10 protein-coding genes are annotated in these 14,238 nt (G+C 55.5%); 2 read left to right on the forward strand and 8 right to left on the reverse strand.

What is annotated here, in order from left to right; all coding sequences use genetic code 11:
* From WHS88_12215 to WHS88_12245, 7 genes are all read right to left on the reverse strand, one after another.
* Nucleotides 1–1,654 (reverse strand): ABC transporter ATP-binding protein (locus tag WHS88_12215; GenBank protein MEJ5260942.1); only part of this gene is annotated, 1,654 nt, incomplete at its 3' end.
* A gap of 95 nt (nt 1,655–1,749) precedes the next feature.
* Nucleotides 1,750–3,987 carry a TonB-dependent receptor plug domain-containing protein gene (locus WHS88_12220; GenBank protein MEJ5260943.1) on the reverse strand — a complete coding sequence of 746 codons (2,238 nt, stop codon included), beginning with the start codon at nt 3,985–3,987 and terminating at the stop codon, nt 1,750–1,752.
* A 250-nt stretch (nt 3,988–4,237) separates the two neighbouring features.
* The gene (locus tag WHS88_12225) at nt 4,238–5,098 is read right to left on the reverse strand and encodes an HAD family hydrolase (GenBank protein MEJ5260944.1); all 861 of its coding nucleotides are present in this window, start codon (nt 5,096–5,098) and stop codon (nt 4,238–4,240) included.
* 3 nt (nt 5,099–5,101) lie between these two features.
* Complete coding sequence (locus WHS88_12230) at nt 5,102–5,782, reverse strand: TrkA family potassium uptake protein (GenBank protein MEJ5260945.1); 681 nt, start codon at nt 5,780–5,782, stop codon at nt 5,102–5,104.
* 13 nt (nt 5,783–5,795) lie between these two features.
* Complete coding sequence (locus WHS88_12235) at nt 5,796–7,574, reverse strand: potassium transporter TrkG (protein MEJ5260946.1); 1,779 nt, start codon at nt 7,572–7,574, stop codon at nt 5,796–5,798.
* 47 nt (nt 7,575–7,621) lie between these two features.
* On the reverse strand, nt 7,622–9,712 hold the full coding sequence (gene recG / locus WHS88_12240; protein ID MEJ5260947.1) for an ATP-dependent DNA helicase RecG: 2,091 nt from the start codon (nt 9,710–9,712) through the stop codon (nt 7,622–7,624).
* 36 nt (nt 9,713–9,748) lie between these two features.
* Nucleotides 9,749–10,417 carry a protein-L-isoaspartate(D-aspartate) O-methyltransferase gene (locus WHS88_12245; protein MEJ5260948.1) on the reverse strand — a complete coding sequence of 223 codons (669 nt, stop codon included), beginning with the start codon at nt 10,415–10,417 and terminating at the stop codon, nt 9,749–9,751.
* A 125-nt stretch (nt 10,418–10,542) separates the two neighbouring features.
* On the opposite strand from WHS88_12245, the gene WHS88_12250 reads away from it, so the two are divergent.
* Complete coding sequence (locus tag WHS88_12250; protein MEJ5260949.1) at nt 10,543–11,121, forward strand: hypothetical protein; 579 nt, start codon at nt 10,543–10,545, stop codon at nt 11,119–11,121.
* Nucleotides 11,122–11,157: 36 nt separating this feature from the next.
* Here the strand turns inward: WHS88_12250 and WHS88_12255 are convergent, their stop codons facing one another.
* Nucleotides 11,158–11,982 (reverse strand): type II secretion system protein, encoded by an 825-nt coding sequence (locus tag WHS88_12255; protein MEJ5260950.1) that lies wholly within the window; start codon nt 11,980–11,982, stop codon nt 11,158–11,160.
* Nucleotides 11,983–13,287: 1,305 nt separating this feature from the next.
* Here WHS88_12255 and WHS88_12260 point away from each other — a divergent pair.
* Nucleotides 13,288–14,214: a type I restriction enzyme HsdR N-terminal domain-containing protein gene (locus WHS88_12260; GenBank protein MEJ5260951.1), complete on the forward strand. Its 927-nt coding sequence runs from the start codon at nt 13,288–13,290 to the stop codon at nt 14,212–14,214.
* Nucleotides 14,215–14,238 lie beyond the last annotated feature (24 nt).

The following is a 14,238-nucleotide window of genomic DNA, read 5'->3' on the forward strand; positions in this document are numbered from 1 at the left end:
CAAGAATCCAGTCGGCGCTCATCACGGTGGCCAAACGATGGGCAATAATAAACGTCGTTCGTCCGCGAATCAGATTCTGCATGGCCTGCTGAATCCAGTATTCTGATTCTGAATCCAGCGAGCTGGTGGCTTCGTCAAAAATCAGAATGGGCGGATTCTTCAAGAACGCCCGGGCAATGGTAATCCGCTGTTTTTGTCCCCCGGAGAGCATCAGTCCCCGCTCTCCGACCTCCGTATCAAACCCCGCCGGCAGGGCCTGAATAAAATCCAGTGCGTGGGCCGACCGCGCCGCCTCTATCACCTCTTTCTCTGAAGCGGAAGGATTGCCGTAAAGGATATTTTCCCGAATGGTTCCGCTGAAAAGCATCGGCTCCTGCAGAACCATTCCAATGGCCTTCCGCAAAGAAGGTACTTTGATGTCCCGCACATCGATGCCGTCAATTCGCACCGCGCCGGACTGCACATCGTAAAAGCGCGGAATCAGACTGACCAGGGTGCTTTTGCCCGACCCGCTGGGGCCGACCAGAGCAATCCGGCTGCCTGGCTCGGCTGTGAAGTGGATGTCCAGCAGCACAGGCCGGTCCGGCTGATAGCCGAACCAAACGTGTTCGAACTCCACACGTCCCTGAACCGAAGGCAGGTCCACGGCGTCCGGACGGCTGCGGATATCGGGCTGCTCGTCCATAATCTGAAAGATGCGGTCCAGCGCCGCCAGGGCGTTGGCCATGACCACATTCAGCTCGGAAAACCGCTGCATCGGCAGGTACAGCGGCCCCAGATACATCATCAGCGCCACCAAATCGCCGACGGTCATCGCCCCCTTGAGCACCCGCATTCCGCCGAAGGCAATCACCACGAGCGGAGCCAGCCCAATCAGCGTGCCGGTAACGGCCTGATTGAGTCCCTGCATCAGAATCCGCTGCATATTGATGGAAAAGAGCTTCTCGGATTGTCGGCGGAATCGCCGTTTTTCCGTTTTTTCTCGACCGAAAGCGTGAATAACGGCGGTGGCGGAAATCCGCTCGCTCACATCGCCGGCCATTGTCGCCAGTTCATCCTGAATCCGCATGGTTGCGGCGCGAATGCTGGTGCTGAAACGGCGGAAAAAGAACAGATAAACCGGATAGGTCGCCAGGGCCGCCAGAGCCGTCGGCATGTCGATTCGAAAGACAAAAAAGAGGATGGCAATCAGGGCAGCGGCGTCCATCCAAGTATTGGTCAGAGCTGTGCCGACCAGATTTTGAGCCAGAGCGATGTCGCTGATAAGGCGGGAGACGATTTCCCCGCTGCGGTGCCGACTGAAAAACGAAGCCGACAGCCGCAGGATTCGCCAGTACAGTTCATACCGCAGATGAAACACCGCCCGGTGACTGGCCTTGTCTGCATAGATGTGCCGGATGTACACAAACGGCGCATAAAGAAACAGGTACACGGCGGCCATCGCCCCGGTGCACAGCAGCAGTTGCCGCATTTTTTCTTCTGAAGGCAGGGTTGCGTTTAAGAACACCTGATCCACCAGATAGCGTGTCACCTGCGGGGTCAGCAGCGGCACTGTAAATTTGACGATACCGCCCAGCACTGCCAGCACCAAGTATCCGCTGTACGGCCGCACATATCCCAGAAAACGAATAAAATTGTTTCTTTTTTGAGCCATTCGGATTTCACAAATACGGGTGCCTCCTCGCGGAAAGATTTTATCCGAAAGAGGCGGCGGAAGAAAGTCTTCTTTGAAACAGCCCCAACTGTCTTTTAGAAGGTGTGGATGATTTGCAGTCCGAATGCGGGCGGCTGAATGCGGTACATCCCCGGGAAGTCATTGGTAAAACCGAACTTGCGCTTGCCCAAGTCTTTGTCGAACCATCCCAGAATGTTATAGGCATCCAGACGGAACGTGGTGTTGGCGCTGTATTTGTACTCCAGACCCATATTCCAGAAATAGCTGGGCTCGAACGATTCCAGACCGTTTTTCTGGTCAAACCGGGCCGGACTCCAGGCAAAAAGACGCGCATAGTCCTTGCCGCCGGGCCAGCCCCAATAAAAGATTGCTGAACTGCTCAGCGTGCACCGCTCGTTTACGTGCCATAAAAGACGCAGTTTTGTTTCATGGTTGGCCCAGTTGGCAAAATTATTGCCGCGCCCGCTGTAAGCCGCCGTTTCTTCGATGGATGTGATACCCTTGAAAAGCGAGACGTCGTCCAGTTGGGTGTAAGTTTGCGAAGCCGAAAACTCCACCCGGTCGCTGGGTTTGTAGAGAATTTCTCCTTCGGCTCCATAGGATTTCAGATTCGCTACCAGACCTGTGCCGCCCAGACTGCTTGAATAACTGACCAGGTCCTGGTCGTGGATAAAGTAGCCGGCTGCCAGCCACAGATTCCGGTTGTGCTGACGTTCATAGCGGATTTCGAAGGCGTCCAGCGTTTCATAATCGCTGTTGCTTTTGCCGGCCATATCGCTTCGCTTCATATTTTCTGCGACATCTGTCCGCGAGGCGCGAGCCAGCATCAGCTTAATTGTATCTTCGGGAGAAGGGGTAAAAATCAGGGTTCCCCGCGGCGAAAACATCTGCTCTACAAACGTATGATCGTCCATACGAGCGCTGAAAAAGGCCGTCAGCCAGGAATTGACCGTCCATTGATATTCACCGATCAAAGACCGCATATCTGTGCCCCAGCGCGGCATTTCGGTGCGGTTGCCCATAATGTAATTGAGTGTCCGGTCTTCCCCAATGGGGTCCAGACCGAATTCTTCGTGGCTCCATTCGCCTCCAAAGGCTGCCTTGTGATTTTCATTCAGGTTCCAGTTGGCCATAATCCGTCCGTTGTATTCATCTTCGCGGTAGACCACTTCTCGGCTGAATCCCCACGGGGTGGACTCAAACTGAGTCAGGTCATAGCTGAACCGGTACAGCACGCTGAACGCATCAGAAACCTCCTGTTTGTATTCAGCGGTGAGGGTTCCCTGTGCATAGCCGACCCCGTAAGCAATATCCCGCTGCGGCCAGCCGCCCTCGAGCGGACGAAATTCGCACTGGTCGACATATTCCCCGCCCTGGGTGAAGCGTGCCCAGATATTCAGATCCCCCAGTGTATAATGGGCATGCAGCTTCGCTCGCGGCCTTCCTCGATAGGCCTCATTGTAGTTTTTCATGAAATCCGGGTTGTGGTAATATTCATCTACCCCCAGCTGATAGCCCGGCTGATTGGGAGTTCCCCACCAGCCGGAGGGGCCGCCTTCCTTGTACGCGCCCGGTCCGCAAAGGTATCGCAGCGGCGACTTGGAGGGTTCGGCACCGGGATACAGGGAGCCGCCGGCATACACCAGCAGCCCTTCGTCTTCGGAGAACATCCGTCCCCATTTCAATTCTGCAGAGTAGTATTCTTCGATGATACCCGAGCGAAAGGCCGCTTCCGTTCCCTGAAACGTCTTCGGGTCATCGATGATCAAATTGATGACCATTGACAGGGCGCCGGCTCCGTACAGGGCCGAACCGGGACCGCGAATGACCTCAATCCGCTGAATGTCGCGGAGCATCGGCAGGTCCCGCTCACTGTACACACCGAAATCCGTCTTTTCGTTCATCTGCCGTCCGTTAACCAGCAGCAAATATTTATCATCTTTGCCTAAAATGCCCCGCAACCCCATATGCCGCGGCTTGGTGCCGGTAAACACCCACTGAAAGTTCGGCACGTAGATTTCCAGCAGCTCGATCAGACTTCGTGCTCCGGACTGGAGAATCTGCTGACGCGTGATGACCGTCATCGTCATCGGCATTTTGCGTTTGGTAGTCTCGGTCAATGAAGCCGTGCTGATTTCTACGTTCATCAGTTCTTCCAGAGACATTTCGAATAAGTCAGGGGTGTGAGTCTGGTCTTCGGCGGCGGGAGTCAGGGAGGAGGCACTGCTGTCCGGCAAAGTCTTTCCGAAAGAAATCCGGACAAAAAAAACTACTAATCCCATATGAAACAACACGATTGCTGTCCGCTTCATAAAAGGGCCCTCGTCTGTCTGCTGTTCTGTTTGGAGAGACTCCTTGCGTGCGATTTCGGAGAAAAAAAGGAGAGCGATAAACCTTTTTTTGCGAAAAACAGCAATTTTTGCGGAAAGGAAAATCGGCGTCCTATAAAAAGCAGGAAAAATGCAGCGGGCTGCTGAAAAGAGCGTTTGAGCTGAGGAGAAAGGGATTCATTGAAAAGGATGGACAACGTCGGATAACCGCCCTTTTTCCCCGAACAGCGGGTTATGGAATCAATGAAAGGGTTCGACTGATATAATCTACAACAGCATCTTCTTCGTTGGAGGCGATGATTTCATCGGCATAAAGTTTCAGGGATTCGTGTGCATTGGCCACGGCGACGGCCCGGCCGGCGTTTCGAAACATCTGTATATCGTTGATATGGTCGCCGAACACCACGACATTGTCCATCGCAAATCCGTACATTCGGGCCAGCTCCGCGACAGCCTTGGATTTACAGGCGGCGGCGTCGTGAATCGTCAGCCACCAATGACCGTTGGAGTAGGGATTTTGAAAATGAAAGCATTCAAGCCGTTTGCCGTATTTTTTCTCCAGACACCGGGCCAGCAGCTCAACCTGCCGGTCTTCCCCCATCACCGCAAACGAGACTACTTGAAGCGAAAGCACCTTTTCCAGCGGTTCCATCCGGCACAGGCGGGCACGGCTGTGCTCCATCAGGACCCCGTGAAACCAGTGCATCTGTTCGTTCAGCAGGTCCTGATAATACAGTTTGTCGGAACGGCCGTCGAATCCGCAGATAAACGGAGCCAGCCCGGCTCGGCGAATTTCTTCATACACCGCTTCGGCCAGATTTTTTTCAATGGCTTTGACCTGCAGAGCCCGGCCGGTGGCAAAATCCGACAAAAACGCCCCGTTGACGGCAATCACCGGCAGGCGCAGCGGCACCCCTTTCAGCAGCGGCACAATCTCGCTCCAGGTGCGGGCGCTGGCGACGGTAAAGTTTACCCCCGCCTCCAGCAGTTCGCACAGCCGGCGGCGGCTGGTTTCCGAAAGTGTTCCGTCATTGCGCAGCAGCGTGCCGTCCAGGTCTGAGACATACAGGATGCGGCGAATATCCGAATCCACGTTTTATTCCTGCGGAAGTTTGGCCAGGTCTCTGTCCGTGCCGGCCACCATCAGGATATCACCGGCATAAATCACCGTATCGGGCATGGGGACGTTAATAATGCTGTCCTCATCCTCTGCGTGGGGGCCGCTTTCCCGCTTAATGGCTACCAGATTCACGTTGTATTTCTGACGCAGCTGGAGCTCGCGGACGGTCTTGCCGTGGAAACTGTCGGCCGCTTTTACCCGTGCTAGACTGTACCCCGGCGCAAAATCAATTTTTTCGTCAATATGCGGGGCAATCAGCTTGTATGCCCATCGCTGGGCGGTCTCGATCTCAGGATAAATTACCTCTGTCGCCCCCACTGCACTGAAGACCTCTCCGGCTGTCAGGTCCGCGGCCCGGGCGTAAATTTTCGGCACCCCCAGCTGTTTGAGATTCACAACTGTCAAAATTGCCGATTCAAAGGCCCGGCCCCGCTCGCCCATTCCCACAATAGCCACATCGACCGTGTCCACGCCCTGTGCGCGGAGGGCTTCAATATCCGTGCTGTCCAGACGGACGGCATGGCTGACCTGATCGCGGATGTCTTCAATAATTTCCCGTTCACGATCGATGGCAATCACCTCTGCTCCGCTCATTGCCAGAGCAATTGCCAATTTTTTCCCGAACCGCCCCAGCCCGATGACTGCAAACCGTTTCATAAGGTCTCCTCGGTTAACCCACCACAACCGGCTCCGACGGGTAGTCGAAACCGGCTGGCTTAATTTCGTGCGTCAGCCCCGCCACAAGTGTTAGCGGTCCCAAGCGCCCGATCAGCATTGTGAATATGATAATCCATTTGCCGGCGGTTGTCAAAGACGGTGTAATCCCCGTGCTCAGCCCCACGGTTGCCAGGGCCGAGGCCGCTTCAAACAGCAAATCCAGAAAGGCAAACTGGCTGTGCCGCTCCGTAATCGCCAGTCCCAGCGTCGCCGTCAGCAGCGTCAGGCCGAACAGAAACACCACCGTAACCGCCCGGCCCACAACCAGCAGCCGAATCGAGCGGCGAAACATCTCCACGTCCCGCCGTTTGCGAAAGGACGCCCAGGCAATCATCACCACCACCGCAAAGGTGACGGTCTTGATGCCGCCGGCCGTAGAACCGGGCGAGCCGCCGATAAACATCAGCACAATCAAAACAAACCGCGAGGCCTCCGAAAGCGAGGCAATGTCCACCGTATTGAAGCCGGCGGTTCGGGCGGACACGGAATGGAAAAAGGCCGTCAGAATATCCCCCCGATGCGGGCCTTCCGGACGGCAGGTTTCAAACAGCAGCAAGGCTCCCGTCCCTCCGGCAATCAGCAGCGCACTGACAGTCAGCACAATCTTGGTCTGAAGCTGCATCCGCACCGGCGAGCGGGCCGTAAACACAAGACCCGGATGCTTCAGTCTGTAAACAAACCGAACCAGATGGTCCTGGGCCATGCTGAGCAGGTTGTACAGCACACTGAAGCCCAGACCGCCCAGAACAACCAGCGGAGCAATCACCAGATAAACGCGGGCGGATGTCTTGTAGCTCATCAGATTGTCTGAAAATAAACTGAATCCGGCGTTGCAGAAGGCACTGACCGAGTGGAAAATGCTGCAGAACCACCGGCCCTCCGGGGCGGCCAAACGTCCGTCTCCCCCCTGCCACATCGAATACAGCGCCAGGGCCCCGACGGTCTCAATCAGCAGGGTAGTCAGGATGATAAACGCAATCATCCGAACGATGCGGCTGAGGGTCTGGGTGTTCAGCAGGTCCTGCATGGCCGCCGACTCCCGCACACTCAGCGCCTGGCCCAAAATCATCGCCATCACCGCTCCGAAAATCACGATTCCCAGCCCGCCCAGCTGAATCAGGGTCAGAATAATCATCTGCCCCATCGTCGTAAAGTCCTTGCCGGTATCTTTGACAATCAGACCGGTTACACACGTAGCGCTGGCGGCTGTGAACACCGCATCCGTAAAAGACAGCGACTCCAGATTGTGAGAGCGCGGCAGCATCAGCAGACCGGAGCCGGCGGCAATCAGCACCACGAACAGACTGGCCAGCGCCCGCGGAGGATTTTTGCCCGTCGCCGCCGCCGCCACCATCGTCCGGCACAGCTTGACAATCACCTGGAGCACCAGATACGTGTCAATCGCTACCAGAATCGCCAGCCGCGCCCCGCCGGCGGAAAACCAGCGTCCGGCGCCGACCACCGACAAAAACAGTATCGACAGCAGCGGAATTTCAAACCAGTTGTATTTCAAAAACTCCCGGCGGGATTCCGCATTCGAGAATCGGACCGCTTTTTCCGTCAGAAAAACGGCCAGACAGACAAACTGAACGGTGTAAAGCACCTTCGCCGGCAGCAGCAGCCGGTCAAAGCCGTACAAGAGCACAAACGTAGCGGCCACCGTTGCGACCGCCAGACCATTGGCGGCCATCACGGCCCGCTCTACGGCGGCATTTTTGTAGTGAATCCTCATACTTTTAGAGTTCTTACCGTCTTTGGGCGGTTTTTTCCAGCATATTTTCAGCCGACATCCGCCAGCCCCAGCGACGCTCCGAACCGCTCAATCAGGGCCTTGCGCAGGGCCGCATGTTCCGCACCGGACAGAATCGGGTCTTTCCGAACCAGCTCAAATGCCTGTTTGCGAGCGAACGTCAGCAGGTCAAAATCCTCGACAATGTTGGCGATTTTCAAATCCGGCAGGCCGTGCTGGCGGGTGCTGAACAATTCTCCCGGTCCTCGAAGACGCAGGTCTTCCTCGGCAATCTCAAAACCGTCGCACGTGCGCGTCAGCACCTCCAGCCGCTGCCGGGCCTCCGGATTGTCCGTTTCGGCAAACAGCAGACAATATGAGCGGTTTTGTCCGCGTCCGATTCGGCCGCGCAGCTGATGGAGCTGGGCCAGCCCGAACCGCTCGGCATTTTCAATCACCATCAGCGTCGCATTCGGCACATCCACACCCACTTCAATCACCACCGTGCTGACCAGAATCTGAATGGTCCCGCTGCGAAACTCCGCCATTATCTGCTTTTTTTCTTCGGCCGGCATCTGGCCGTGAAGAAGCCCCACCCGGAATTCCGGAAAAACGGTTTTGGACAAAAGATGATACTCCTCCGCCGCCGCTTTAAGCCGGCCGTTCTCTTCGGAACCGTTTTCGCTGTCAATGCGGGGGTACACAAAATAGGCCTGCCGGCCCGCCTGAATCTGCCGGCGCAGAAACTCCATCGCTTCGCGGCGTTTGTCCGGCGGCACCCATCGCGTAATCACCTCTCCGCGGCCGGGCGGACGGTGCCGAATCACCGACACATCCAGGTCCCCGAAAACCGTCATCGCCAGTGTCCGGGGGATAGGAGTGGCCGTCATCACCAGACAATGCGGCGCGGCGCCTTTGCGCAGCTGCGCCCGCTGATGCACGCCGAACTTGTGCTGTTCATCAATCACCGCCAGCCCCAAGTCCGCAAACGCAATATCCTCCTCCAGCAGGGCAACAGTGCCCACGACAATGTCGATCTGTCCGCTGCGCAGCTGTTCGGCAATCCGCTCCCGCTCTGCCGGCGGCAGTCCGCCCACCAGCAGCGCCCGGCGGACTCGGCTGCCTTTGAGATACCGTTCAATGCTCTCGGCGTGCTGACGAGCCAGAATCTCCGTCGGGGCCATAATCGCCGCCTGCTTGCGGTTGGCGACCGCCAGCAGCGCCGCATACAGCGCCGCAACCGTCTTGCCGGAGCCGACATCCCCCTGAAGCAGCCGGTTCATCGGAACGGTGCGGCTCATATCCTGCACGATTTCCCGAATGACCGTCTCCTGGTCCTCTGTCAGAATAAACGGAAACCGCTGTCGAATCCGCCGGTCAATTTCCTCTGTCCAGAGCATCGGAAAGGCGCGGCACTGATGTTCCATCTGGTGCCGGCGAACGGCCAGCCCCAGCTGCATCAGAAACAGCTCATCGTATTTAAGGCGCCGCAGGGCTCGCCGGACGGCCTCTTCATCCTCCGGCCGATGAATCTGCCGATAGGCCTCTGCACGCCCGCAGAAGTCATTCTTTTTCAGGAACTCCTGCGGATAAAACTCCGGCAGCTGCTCACAGAGAACATCGAGGGAGGATTGAATGATTTTCTTGATTTGCCAGGAAGGAAGTTTGGCGCTGGCCGGATACACCGGGCCGCTGAAGGCCTCGATATCCTGCGGCTCATCCGCCCGCAGAATATGGAATCTCGGATTGGTCAGCTGCAGCTGGTGCTTGTATTCGCTCACCGTCCCGATGGCCGCCAGACGCTGGCCGGGCTCAATCTGGTTTATCAGGTATTTGCCGTGAAACCACACAATCCGGCAAACCCCCGTCTCGTCCGCCAGCATCACTTCAAAGAACGGTATTTTCCGGTGCGCCTGATAATCCGTCTGCTCCACAATCCCAATCACGCAGACGGTCTGGCCCTTTCGCAGGTCGGCGATTTTCGTCGGCTCCGGCGCAAACCGCCAGTCGCGCGGAAAATAATTCAGCAGGTCCTGGGCTGTATGCACCCCCAGTTCCGCCAGCGCCTCGGCTCGCGCCGGCCCGACCCCTTTCAGATATTGAACCGGCATTGCCGGTGTTACGGCTGCTTTTGGATGCATCGATTCAGACACGCCGCCGCACTCTCCGCCTTCCCGTCATACCTCACCAAAGCCGTACCGGCCGATGAGTTTGACAAACCGGCATCCGCAGACACTCGCCGGATGCAGAATGCCATTTTCTTTTTTATACACCGTCAGGGTCTGGGTCCAGGACTCCCCGATCGGGGCGACCAGAAGTCCCCCTTCGGCCAGCTGTTTTTCCAGCGGCGGAGGCACCGATGGAACGGCGGCCGTTAAGAGGATTCGCTCAAACTGCATCTTTTCCTCCGGCCAGCCGACACTGCCGTCTCCGACATAGAACTCCACATTTTCGATTCCCAAACGGGCCAGGACGGCCTGGGCGCGCGCCGACAGCTCGCTGAACCGCTCGATGGTATAGACCTTTTTGCACAGCAGGGCCAGCACGGCCGTCTGATAACCGGACCCCGTGCCGATTTCCAGCACGGTCTCATCGCCTTTGAGCCGAAGGCACTGCGTCATCAGCGCGACGATATACGGCTGGCTGATGGTCTGCCCCAGCCCGATGGCCAGCGGATAATCCGAATAGGCCTGCGCTGCATACTCCGGCTTGACAAACCACTCGCGCGGCAGACGGCCCATCACCTCCAGCACCCGCGAGTCGGTAATGTCCCGGCCTTTCAGGTCCTGCTCAATCATCTGACGCCGCTGTTCGGCAAACCGCTCACTTTCCTGAAAACTGACCATGTCGTTTATCTTGATAGAGAAATCCCTTTTTTGCAAAGTTTTTTTGGGACCCATTCGTCCTTGCACGAGCTCCCTGCAAAGACCATAATGTACAAATAGAACACATACAGAAAAGGAGAAACAAGATGCAGAAAACACGAAAGTACCTGCCGGTGTTTCTGATGGTCTTCGGACTGGGCTGTGTGCCGTCTCTGTATGAACTGTACACGGAGGATACGGTTGTCTTTGACCCCAAACTGGTGGGGTGCTGGCAGACGGAGAAGGGAGAGCTGTGGTGCTTTACCCGCCGTTCGAACACCAGCAGTTATGACCTGACGATTGTCGAGGAAAGCGAAAAGCGCAGCTATATGCTGGCCTATCTGGTTGAAATCGGGCCTCATCGCTTTCTGGATATCTCGCCGAAGGAATTGAAACGGCCCGACCTGGGCGGCTGGCAGGAGTATCACCTCCAGCCCGTTCATACCTTCTATCTGGTGGAGGCGACGGAGCCCAATCTGCTGCTGGCGGCGATGATGCCGGAGGCGATGGAGAAGCTCCTGGAGGACAAGCCGGCGCTGCTGAAGCATGAGAAGGTTCGCGACCGGCTGGTTCTGACGGCCTCGACGCCGCAGCTGCAGGAGTTCCTGAGCAACCCGGAGATGGTGGACCTGGTTTTCGGTGAGGCCGCCGCTCTGAAGCCCTATAAAGGCGGGTCGTCCGACTGAAAAACAGGGCGAAATCCGGAGGTTGAATCTCGGGTTTTATGGATAGAACCGCTCGAAGGGGAAATTGCGAATCATATAGGCCAAATCCGTCCCTTCGCCAGCCGGAATCTCGCTGAAATTGACTCGCTGTTCTTTGGCCATTTTGAGGGTGGATTTGTCCACCCAGCGGTGTTTTTCTCCGTGTCCGTCGGCAAACCCGAGGATGCTTCGGCCCAGATGGGCAATCGAAATCGGGTCGATCCAGGTATTGGGCGTCTGGGGCTTGATGACCCAGGAATTGACATTCATTCCGCGGCCGTCCACTTCTTCGACAAGGATGTATTTGTCTCCGGGTGATTTGATGGTGGTGGTTTTCAGATGAGGATAATAGCCCTGCCACTGAATCTCTGAAACGGAGTTGGGGCCTATGCCTGCGGCGAGGGAATAACTGCGGTATCCGCCGACACCGGTGCCGTTGGCCGTTGTCGGGGGATACAGGTGGCGTTTGTCGGATGGGCAGTGATAGATGTCGGCTCCTTCGGAGTAGGGAAAGAGCAGGCCTTTTTCGATTCCCCGGATTTCATCTTCGGCCGTAGAGTTTTCCGGGGTGACGGTTGTGCCGTCCTGCCGCTGGGGGGAAGCCACCCAGCAGTAGAGGGGGTCCCGGGTAGAGCCGACCATCGAACCGACGATGCGGCTGTTGTTCTCGTAGGCATAAACCGTCCAGGCCTTGGACAGGCCGTTGACATGGGTCAGGCAGATGGTCCCTTCCGCCTGCAGTTTGGCCGACTTTAAGGCCGGCAGGACAATCGCCAGCAGCAAACCGATAATCGCGATAACCACCAGCAGCTCAATCAGCGTAAAACCGGGTTTTTTCCTCATAATCAGATTCCCGCCCTGTTTTATCCTGTATTTTGTCATTTTAAACGTCCTCCTTATAAAGCAATGCCGCCGGCCGGGGCTGTTTCCAAATTTTTTTTCGACGCATGGAAAAATTGTGTTTTTGGACCGGGAATGGGATTGCGGGGTGTCGTGGACAGCCGGCATTTGGGAAACGGCACGATTGAAAAAATCGGGGAATGGGGAAATTGTGTGTTTTTGAGCGAAAAAGAGGGTTTTGGGCGGAAAAACATCGGGAAAAGTCCCGATTGAAACGCGCCCAAACGCGCTGCAAACGTGCCGCAAACGAGATGGAAAAGAGGTATTTTAACCACGGAAGAACACGGATTGGGAAAAGGAAGAATGAAGAATGGAGAATGAAGAAAAAGCGACCGGGGGGCGGGTGAAGATGCTCGGCGTTTTGCAGCCCATTTGTTCCTCCTTCTATTGTTGGGGGTATTATACCACAGAGGGGGGCAAAAAGCAACCACGGATTCCACAAAGTATATATAACCACGGATTACGCAGATTACACAGGTTTTATTTCACCACGGATTTACACGGATGGACACGGATTTGAAAAATGAAGAATTATGAATGAAGAAAGGGTGGCCGGAGGGCGGTAACCAGATTCCGGCGGGCAGCGGAAGGATTGAACAAAGTATTTAACCACGGATGGACACGGATTACACGGATTCCAGCAAAGGGCAAAATCCGAAATACGAAGCTCGAAATTCGAAAAAAAGCGAGCAGCCAGACTCCAGCGGCCAGCGGCCAGTGACCAGCAGGAGGAGAAAAACCAAAGCACGATCCGTCTTCGCTGCGCTACGACGCGACAGAAAATTCGAAGCACAAATTCCTAAGCTCTATACTCTAAACAATCTCGAAATTCGAAAAAAGAAACGGATGAACGGCGGGGCAGATATCAAAGGGAGTTGTTGAAAAAGAAAGGGGTGTTTTGTAAGATGGCGGCACAAAAGGAGGCAAGGAGAGAAGTCTGCCGACTTTTCGAAGAAACCTGTGTTCATTAAAAAACTGTTTGAGGCCGCCAAGTGCACTGGGCAAAGAGATTTCACCACAGAAGGATAGCGGTGATTTCACCACGGATTACACGGATCACACAGATTTTAGAACTACAGGCGGATAAGGTTTTTAACCACGGAGTACACGGATTTCATAGAGATTGTTTCATCACAGATTGGAAAAAAGAAGCCGGGATTTTCAAGCCGCAAATAAGCAGGAACCGGGCTTCTCTTTTTCGGATGGCTGGTTTATACTAAAGCCCAAAATTGAAAGGGCTATGAGTTTATGGGAGCACCGCAGCGGATTTTGGAGCTGGTGGAGCAGTTCAGCCGGAATTTCGAATCGTACAAGAGCGGACGGTATAATGAAGCCCAGGTCAGACGGGAGTATATCGACCCGTTTTTTACGGAACTGGGATGGGATGTGGAAAACCGCAGGGGATATGCGGAGGCGTACAAGGATGTGATTCATGAGGACGCTATCCGGATCGGCACTGCGGTCAAGGCACCGGATTATTGTTTTCGGATCGGAGGGGTTCGAAAATTTTTTCTGGAGGCCAAAAAGCCGTCAATTAATCTGAAAGATGAGCCCAGCGCGGCATATCAGCTTCGCCGGTATGCGTGGTCGGCCAAACTGCCCTTGTCTATCCTGACAGACTTTGAAGAGTTTGCGGTGTATGACTGCCGGAGCAAACCGCACCCGTCGGACAAGGCATCCACCGCACGGGTGATGTATTTTCACTATACGGATTATCCACAGCGGTGGGAGGAAATTGCCGAAGTCTTTTCGCGTGAGGCGGTTTTGAAGGGCTCGTTTGACCGGTATGCGGAAAGCAGCAAGCGCAAGAAGGGTACGGCAGAGGTTGATGAGGCGTTTCTGGCAGAGATTGAACAATGGCGAGAGGAACTAGCCCGAAATCTGGCACTGCGAAATCCTTCGCTGAGCGAACGAGAACTGAACTATGCGGTGCAGAAGACGATTGACCGGATTATCTTTCTTCGGATTTGCGAAGACCGGGGGATAGAACGGTACGGTCAACTGCTGGAACTGGTTAACGGAGAAAGAACGTATGAGCGGCTTCTGGGGCTGTTTCGCCGGGCAGATGACCGATACAACTCAGGGCTGTTTCATTTTACACAGGAAAAAGAACGTGCAGAGAAGCCGGATACTCTCACGCCGACACTAGTACCGTTTCCATTAAATAAGTTTTAGTTTTGTTGAGTTTGTTTATTGCGA

The organism is Anaerohalosphaeraceae bacterium, assembly GCA_037479115.1.
Classification (GTDB): domain Bacteria; phylum Planctomycetota; class Phycisphaerae; order Sedimentisphaerales; family Anaerohalosphaeraceae; genus JAHDQI01.

Bases quoted from the DNA above. Each gene is read 5' to 3' on its own strand.
- recG (MEJ5260947.1), bottom strand. From the start codon at position 9,712: ATGCATCCAAAAGCAGCCGTAACACCGGCAATGCCGGTTCAATATCTG.
- WHS88_12220 (MEJ5260943.1), bottom strand. From the start codon at position 3,987: ATGAAGCGGACAGCAATCGTGTTGTTTCATATGGGATTAGTAGTTTTT.
- WHS88_12255 (MEJ5260950.1), bottom strand. From the start codon at position 11,982: ATGAGGAAAAAACCCGGTTTTACGCTGATTGAGCTGCTGGTGGTTATC.
- WHS88_12245 (MEJ5260948.1), bottom strand. From the start codon at position 10,417: ATGGTCAGTTTTCAGGAAAGTGAGCGGTTTGCCGAACAGCGGCGTCAG.
- WHS88_12230 (MEJ5260945.1), bottom strand. From the start codon at position 5,782: ATGAAACGGTTTGCAGTCATCGGGCTGGGGCGGTTCGGGAAAAAATTG.
- WHS88_12235 (MEJ5260946.1), bottom strand. From the start codon at position 7,574: ATGAGGATTCACTACAAAAATGCCGCCGTAGAGCGGGCCGTGATGGCC.
- WHS88_12250 (MEJ5260949.1), top strand. From the start codon at position 10,543: ATGCAGAAAACACGAAAGTACCTGCCGGTGTTTCTGATGGTCTTCGGA.
- WHS88_12260 (MEJ5260951.1), top strand. From the start codon at position 13,288: ATGGGAGCACCGCAGCGGATTTTGGAGCTGGTGGAGCAGTTCAGCCGG.